The organism is Mesotoga sp. HF07.pep.5.2.highcov (assembly GCF_003666285.1).
GTDB lineage: Bacteria > Thermotogota > Thermotogae > Petrotogales > Kosmotogaceae > Mesotoga > Mesotoga prima.
The window spans coordinates 19,398-27,219 of the sequence record NZ_JFHJ01000002.1; the positions used below are offsets into that span (position 1 = coordinate 19,398).

Here is a 7,822-nt window from a genome sequence, read left to right on the forward strand (position 1 = left end):
TTTTACTCTCCAAGGCGTGTAAGGGCGTTGTCGTAGTACATTAGAAGTTTGGGATCTTCCTGAATTACCTTATCGCTTAGTTTGTCGGCAACCTCCACTATTCCCTTATAATCCTTCTCAGTCCAGAGCCGTTTGAAGCCTGCCCTAACGGCTTCGGTTCTGAATATTCGAATCTTCTTGCCGACGTGATTTCTATATTCTTCGAACTCTCTAAGAAGCGCCTTCTCTCTTAGCCTCTCAAGGTCCTGAGCTCTTGCCGGATCGGGTACATACCATCTTTCTTTCGCTTCTGCTTTCAGAGAGATGTCTGCAGTCTCGGGAGTAAGATCTTTCATCTTTTCTCTCAGTTTTGAACTCTTTTGTAGCCAACTCCATATCTGGGCAGGAATGGGTCCTTCACCGTCGTATTTGATGAAGTTGTCTTCCAATAACTCCTTTAGCTCGATCTCTTTCTCGTGCTTGGCCCAGCTGCGCGAGATCGGCATGAACTGTGGCTGAAGTTCCTGGAAGGTCTGTGGTTTGTTCTGGAGTTGAAGTCTGAGCCACTGGATTGCCGAATTCTCATCTGTGACGAAGAGAGAAAGCTGGCGAAGCTCACTCACATTTATTCTCTTATGATCGTACTCGTTCACTTGATTCGGCAGGAAAAACATGCTATCCCTTTCAGGGAACCTCTCCCGCAGACCCTTGTAAAACTCTGAAGCAGACATTGGAATTGATCTGCCCCGCTGGATGTGAAAGGCGATCATCCTGTCGTACAGTAGATAATCCGTTCTCTCTACTATAAGTTCGGATGAGCCGTTCTTCTCAGTGAAGACGGGCAGTCTCTTCAAGTGTTCCCGAAGGAAGTCCCAGACTCCTTCTTCAGTTCCGGCTTCGAGTTTGAACCTATCCTCCAGCCCGCCGTTGGGCTTGTATGCTGAGATAATAAGGTCCTGCTTCACCGCGCCAGTGCTTGTGACCTGTTTGAAAGTTCCTTGCTGCTTGTCGAGCGTTCGAACATCGGCTATTACGAAACCGGCTCGCTGAATAGCTTCCTGTATTGCGTTCCAGACACTGTTCTGGGAGTTATGAAACTCAACGGTCATCCACCGGCCGGGTTTCAGTACTCTGTAATACTCTTCGAAGCAACGTGTCATGAGCTCTTGATACTCGAGAAGTCCTTTCTGCTGAACCTTGTTCATAATCGCTTCCGGTTCGTTGTTAGTGAAGACCTTGAGCCATGCCTCCCAGAGGAAGTTAAGCTCGGAATACATTAGATTTCCACCGAAAGGGGGGTCGGTGAAGATGTAGTCAGTAGATAACTTTGGAATCTGTAAGGTTGTGGCTGAACTTGCACCTATTGAGCTAGAACATTCGTTCAGGTAGAAAGCATCAACGAGTCTCTTGATTCTGTTGAGTAAAGCAGTAAACACATAGGGCTCTGAGACTTGGGAGCCAACATAAAGAGTTCCGCTCAAAGGGTTGTACGGAAAGGAAACGCCAGGCCTGTATCTGTTAAGACGAGATACGTTTATTAGTTGGCTCGTGAAAAGCAAATGAGCAACCTGAGAATCAAGTCTAGAATAAACCGCCGACAATACCCACAGGTTTCTCTTCGTGTAGAAGTGGTGAACATGAGTTAGACCATGCGATATTTTCGGTTGTACCGTGTTATAACCGCTGGGCATTCTCTCTATGGGATGCCAGTTTGGGATTTCACTGTTTTCTATGTATTCTACGAGTGCCAGATCGAATTCATCGGGCTTCTTTTCGTAACGTTTCTTGCCTCTTGAGTAGTTTATCAGCACAGCGATCTGCTTCGCCTGCTTAACGGTCTCGCCTATGGCTGGATCGAACTTCGTTTCTATAACCCTATCCATTCTTTTCTTCGTTAACGATGCACCGCAGTGAGGACAGGAAAACTCGGATCTAACCTTCCCCTCTTCCTTATCCACCGCAGCTTCCCAGAAGACGATCTCACCGCCGCATTCGGGGCAGGAAAAGACATCCGACCAGACGGTGTAGTTGATCCTTCCCCAAGAGAGCAGTTCCTTCGTGAAGTCTTTGCCTCTGTCCTTCAGAAGACTCCTGGCTCTTTCAATATCTTCAGGCTTCTCTGAAGAGAGCGTGTAGTACATCCAGCCGCACTCCTCTTCGACTTCCTTCAGAATCTTTTTTGCCTCTCTCTCGAAGGCCTTTGCATCGACGGGAGTGTTGTAGTTGTAGGCAATGAATGTCGCAGCCGGAGAGAGATCGTTCAACACTGCGTATCTAGCGCCCAGTTTCGAGAAAGGCTTCCCCGATTCATCCAGTATAGTTCCGTCCTTTCTGACTTCATAGCCAAGCGATTCGACGGCCTCTTTGCTTCCGCACATCTGGGCCGCTACTCCAGTCATTCCAGTGCCGCAGAAGCCGTCGAACACTATATCTCCAGGCTCTGTATAATGCAATATGTAGCGCATTATCGCCTTATGAGGAACTTTGGTGTGGTATGAATGAGCGTTGTATATCGGGTCGTTCTTTCCCTCGCTGACGTCTGCTGCAAAGGGCTCTCTAGAATACTTCTCTTCCGGATCGTAAGGTTTTCCGTAATGCCTTATGAAATCGTCTATGAATGGATTCGGACAGGCCGTATAGTATGGCGGATCGGAAAGGTTCAGTATGTCCTCGTCGCTTCCCTTAGGGAAGCCTTCTATCTTCCTGAACTCAGGGTCTCTTAGCTTCTCTTTCAGCTTATCCCTGAAGTACTTCCGTCTATCTTCATCATTAGAGAAAGTCAGCCCCAGGCACTCAACGGGCCCTTTATTTGCATTGTCGTCGAATAGCCTGTTGTTCTCCATTACTTTTCACCTTCTTTGAGAATTATTCTGACTTTGTTTACATCTTTGCCTCTGGTCTTTTCTTCAATCAATTCTTCAAAGCGTTTACGCATCTCTTGCGGTGTCTTTGGGGCGTGATCGCCGAAGAGCCTTTCTTGAAGCTCTTCGGTGGTAAGCTCTATCCTCTCTAGAGTCGAGAAGGCTTCGGCTAGAGCCTTAATGAATGACTGATCTTCGACAAGCTCTTCCTTTAGCTCTTGGCTTTCGATAAACTTCTCAACCAATCTTCTGCCTTCTGGGTCGAGAAGCTGTATGTTATCACCGACTACCGGGTCCTCGAGATTAGACAGAAGCGTTTTCGTCCAGGATTCGAAGAGTCTATCCAACTCTTCATCGAGGGTGTCAAGAACAAGAGAAAGTTCTCGATTATCGGAAATCTCGAGGGATGGTTTGAAGCCGCAGTTCTTGCAGAATGGTGATCTTTCCAGATCCTTTTCTGTGAGACTGTAACAGGTCTTGAGATTCGTGATTCTATTTGTCAGGTCCTGAAACTGCTGCTTTGAAAGCATTTCGATCGTTGAAAGCCTGTTGAGAGTCTTGAATCTGTAGTCGCTCAGCAACCTGCTCTTTCTAGAGTCTCCCTGAGAATCCAGCCTCGCCTTCCTATGCAATTCGATGTAAAGCTTGATATAGCCCATTTTCAAATCGTCAATCGATGATTGGAGCTCTCTCTTCAAGCCGGACAACTTCCGGCTGCTGTCCCTAAGTTTGTCGAGCACTTTCCTTCTCGTTTCTCCGTATTCTTCAAGCCATGGAGTATCAGGAGGAAGATGTTCTCTGGCTCTTTGGAGGTAGCCGACATCGCTGCTCAACTCATCTGTTATCTCTATGAGAGTCTTCATTCTCGTAATCGCTTCATGTTCTTTTTTCATCTCTGCCACGTCATCTTTCGAGATTCTCAAGTTCTTCAACTTTCCAACGGTCGAGTAGTTTGTGAGGGAGTCAAAGAAATCCTTGAGTCTCTTGATCTTTTTAGTTCTCTCTTCGAACTCTGAATGCTGAAGTAGAGGTTCTTCCCAAAAGTCGATACCATTCTTGATCTTTTCGCCAAGCTTGGCAAGGTCCTCAGCGTTTGATTGAGCTCTTCTCAACATGTTCTCAACAGGGGCGGAGTCTCCATTCTGGAGCTGCGAAACCTGGCCCTCATTGATCTTCAGCAGCGAGAAAAGCTCTCTAATTGTCGAGATGGGAAGATCTTTGGGCAGCCTAATATTCTTGAAGTTGACCAAGTCATCCACGGATAGCTTCTGGAGTTTTTCAAGAGAGCTCGCATCAAGCTTCTCTCCAGTCAAGGATAGCTCTATCTCACCCATATAAAGCATTGCTGCCAGCAAGACAACAACCCACTCCGGTTCGAGCCTGAAAGGCATGAGATATTCACTGGTCTCGGTAATTTCGAAGAGCTCGTTTCTATTTAAGACACTACCAACAGGTTTCTCCTCCAAAAGGCTCATAATCTTCTTCACATAAGGCGATTTGGATGTGACTATATCGCCGTTATCATTCAGCAGATGGAGGGACGAAAGCGTTTCTTTGCTCTGCCTCGAAAGTGTATTATTTATCATCCCTCTTATAGTTGTTTCGATGATTTGATTTCTGTTTTGAGAGGTCATTTTGGTTTCAAACTCTGGGTAACCCAGAGCGGTGTCTGAGAAGTAACTGTCTAGAAGCGTCGAGGATATATCGTCGATTATCTCCTTGAAACCATCTAGCTGCTTGAAGGGTTTGTTTCTAAGAGAATAGATTTCTGGAATCGACTTCGAAGACTTCTTGTAGGTAACCGAATAAGCCGAGACCAGGTTTTCAGTCAACCAGCTGGTGCATCTTGAAAGATAGTCTTCGGCAAGCCTTATATACGTATTCTTGTAGCTTCCAGCCGTTTGCGATAACTCTAGCGCCGCTGCGTAGTTTTTGAGATTCTCTTCGAAATCCCGATCGATGTCAGCAATCGAGAAGAAGACTTCGTCCTCGCACCCCTCGTCCTTGAAAGATCCGATCTTGAAAAACGGAAGGAAGTAGATATAAAAGTCACGTGGAGGATGTGCCGTCGATCTTTCGTTTGGCTGGCCAAAAAAGAGATAGCCTAGTCTCGTAGTATTCTTACTCTGCCACAACAGCTCATACTGCCAGATCCTGTGTCCAGGCACGTATGTTCTATCCGAGCATTCCATAAGCTTTGCAAGTACTGAGTAATAGTATTTGTTGAAAGCTTCGTCGCTCATCGTGCTTCTCTTCTTCTCAATCTGGCTATCGAAATCTATTGTCTTGTTTAAATCGAGATAGTACTGGCCGTTTTCCTTTATGAAAGCGATATATTGACCACTTACGATGTTCATTATCTTTTTTAGGACTCCTTCTACCATTGTAGAGAGGTCTTCTTGCGGGTCGCCTCCGAGACCCTCTATCACTGGATCGTAAATCAGGAGGTCGTCCCTCAGTTCATCAATGGTAGGTCCGATCTTTGTGTTTATATCTACTGTGCTCAGTCGGTGAACGGAAAGCGCTTTAGTAATCCTTACAGCGTTGTCAAGGCGGTGTTTTTCTATCCCCGCTCTTATCTTCGCCACTAGTTCATCGCTCTTCTCTTTCGTTTGCCTGATCTCCGGCACAGTTATCAGATCGCTTCTGGAGCTTATCCTGTCCCAGTAGGTGTCGTATGAAACCATTCCCGGTGCGTCTTCGGGAACCCTTTCATCAAGCAAATCGCTCATGACCTTGGTGAGTGTCTGAAGGACCTCTCTATGTTCTATGAATCTTATCCTTTCAAACATAGAGATAAAGGACGGATGTATGGGGAAGAGATTGACGAAGGAGTCGAGCCTTTCATTCATACTTCCATAGTATTTGGTGAATTTCTGGAGATGTTCCCTTATACGCGCCTTCTGCGATTCGGATTTCTTCAACAATCGGTTGGCGACTACATACTCGATATCTTCTCTAGCGATTCTTATGTCTATGAAGCGCTCTTTTACTCTTCGAACTGCATCGGAAGCGAATTCAAAGGCTGGATTGTCGTACAGAGCCTCCTGAATACCCGCAATAAATCTAAAGCGGGAGTTCTTGCAGAATTCTCCGAGTTCTCTGAGGAAGGTCATGTCCAGAACAAGACTCTGCTCTTTTCTGTGGCGAAGGTAATCGAGCAATTCATCAATTACAAGCAGAAGTCCCTTATCCGGATATTTTTCGCAAAAGAGGCTCATCATTTCATTCAAAGTGTGTTTATTGTTAGTTATTTTGTCGATAGATGGAAAGTCGAATTCTATTCCCATCTCAGAGAGTTCCGTCTTGAGCTCGCTCAAGACAATGTCTCTCAGGGGCATTTCCGTAGCACCGATTTCGGAACGTATGACTTTGAACTTCCCTGCGATTTGCGTCGAGGACTCTCTCACGGATTCATCCGTCAACATTTCAGTGAGTTCAGCATTTTCGGCTATTGAAGCTAGCACTCCCATGAGATGTGATTTCCCCGTTCCGTAGTTTCCGACTATGAATAACCCTTTGTTGTCGCCGGGAGTGTCAAATCTGAGATTCGTGAAAACTACTCTTGAGAGATTATCAGACATGGGTTTAGAGATTACGTAAGTGGAAACGAAGTCGCGAGCGCGTTCCTTTTTTTTCGTGTCTTTCAGTTGCATCACTGATTCTAGCGGTTCGAACTGAATCAGTTCGCTATATCGCATTTTACAACCCCCTTGTCTCATTCTATTTTGAATATGATCTCGCTATCCAATCGTACTTCCATAAACTCTGGATGGTTTCTTTGGGCGTATATTGCGAATTCGTTTTCGATACTTCCTGGCCAATTCGCAACTATCTGTGTGGTTCTTGAGGCTCTACGCAAAATTTGAATCGGTAGAAGCTTAAGCTGTGGCTCGAAAAGGATCTCTATGTGGTCAAGAAGTAGTGATTCCCGTGAATTCACTAGTTCCGAAAGAAATCTAGAAGCCTTAGTGGCCTTTCGTTTATTGAAAGCGTCTTCATTTCTTTGCTCAAGACAAAATTGAGATTAAGAACTTCGGTATTCAGCTCGTTAGCAACGTCATTCATCAAAGAAGATCTCTCTGGGTCGTTACCGCCCGATAGCAACACAAGTCCTGGTTCCTTTGCTTGAAGACATTCAAAAAGACTATTCTTGATAAAGGAATAGTCACCTTTCACCAGATTTCTCATAAGACACGCTCACCTCAACAGTCCAATCGTTTAATTTTATAATATTCAGCTATTGGTTACAAAATGCGATTCAAAGCTACATGAAGCCATTAGAGTCGGTTTCGTCCTCAGTTGGACCGAATATTGAAGATTATTCTTCTTCAACTGCTTTACTCTCTCTTTCTTCTTCGAGTAGTTGCCAGAGGAAAATGGTTGGACTGACTGAAATCAAAAGATCTTGAATGAAATATTTATCAAAGTGAAGCTGGCTTGGCCTCTCTGATTTCTGTATACTCCAAATAGTGGAAGATAGTAAGACTGTGGAACAGAAGGCAGTCTTTCGTTATCGCAATAACAAGAGCCATGTGCCGGTTAGTTGCATTGTGAACTTCAAGTGTTGAATCAAAGCTCTCGCTGTGCCACTTCTCAAAAGCTTAAATGAATTCAATCCCAGACTCTCATTACCAAGTCCAAAGCGACATTTTTAGAATGACCGAACCGAACACACCCTAATGGCAGGAAGGAAGAGAGATCCTTCCTGCCTCATTTCTTGAAAAATGAATGATCTCAGCGCATGGTTAGTTGTCTTTCAAAAGATCGCTGTTTAATGAAGATAGAGAGCAAATCGAAATTGGCAGGAGTATTTCAAATACCGAGTTTACTGAGGAAACGGTTTAATGAAAGTCGTCCTTCATTGATCCTCCCAGATCATGGACCCGTCCACCGAAAGGATCAAAGATCAGATCCTGAACAGGAGCTTTTCAGGATGACAAACTGAGTTGTTTCTCACAGCCTAACATAATGCCCCTTGA

At 45.1% G+C, this 7,822-nt stretch carries 4 protein-coding genes; all 4 read right to left on the reverse strand.

Annotation, left to right across the window (positions count from 1 at the left end):
* Positions 1–2 precede the first annotated feature (2 nt).
* Genes BG32_RS00085 through BG32_RS00100 form a run of 4 tightly spaced genes read right to left on the reverse strand, consistent with a single transcriptional unit; the run spans position 3 to position 7,031 of the window.
* On the reverse strand, positions 3–2,822 hold the full coding sequence (locus BG32_RS00085; RefSeq protein ID WP_121526194.1) for a DNA methyltransferase: 2,820 nt from the start codon (positions 2,820–2,822) through the stop codon (positions 3–5).
* Positions 2,822–6,541, reverse strand: coding sequence for a DUF6079 family protein (locus BG32_RS00090; RefSeq protein ID WP_121526195.1), 3,720 nt, complete (start codon positions 6,539–6,541; stop codon positions 2,822–2,824). The genes BG32_RS00085 and BG32_RS00090 overlap by 1 nt, the downstream gene beginning before the upstream one ends.
* Positions 6,542–6,558: 17 nt before the next feature.
* Positions 6,559–6,783 (reverse strand): BREX-3 system P-loop-containing protein BrxF, encoded by a 225-nt coding sequence (gene brxF / locus BG32_RS16980; protein WP_121526196.1) that lies wholly within the window; start codon positions 6,781–6,783, stop codon positions 6,559–6,561.
* Positions 6,783–7,031: a hypothetical protein gene (locus tag BG32_RS00100; protein WP_121526197.1), complete on the reverse strand. Its 249-nt coding sequence runs from the start codon at positions 7,029–7,031 to the stop codon at positions 6,783–6,785. Before BG32_RS00100 ends, brxF begins: the two co-directional genes overlap by 1 nt.
* Positions 7,032–7,822 lie beyond the last annotated feature (791 nt).

What these genes read in the sequence shown, in the direction of transcription:
- BG32_RS00085 (WP_121526194.1), bottom strand. Translation starts at nt 2,822, where the DNA reads ATGGAGAACAACAGGCTATTCGACGACAATGCAAATAAAGGGCCCGTT.
- BG32_RS00090 (WP_121526195.1), bottom strand. Translation starts at nt 6,541, where the DNA reads ATGCGATATAGCGAACTGATTCAGTTCGAACCGCTAGAATCAGTGATG.
- BG32_RS00100 (WP_121526197.1), bottom strand. Translation starts at nt 7,031, where the DNA reads ATGAGAAATCTGGTGAAAGGTGACTATTCCTTTATCAAGAATAGTCTT.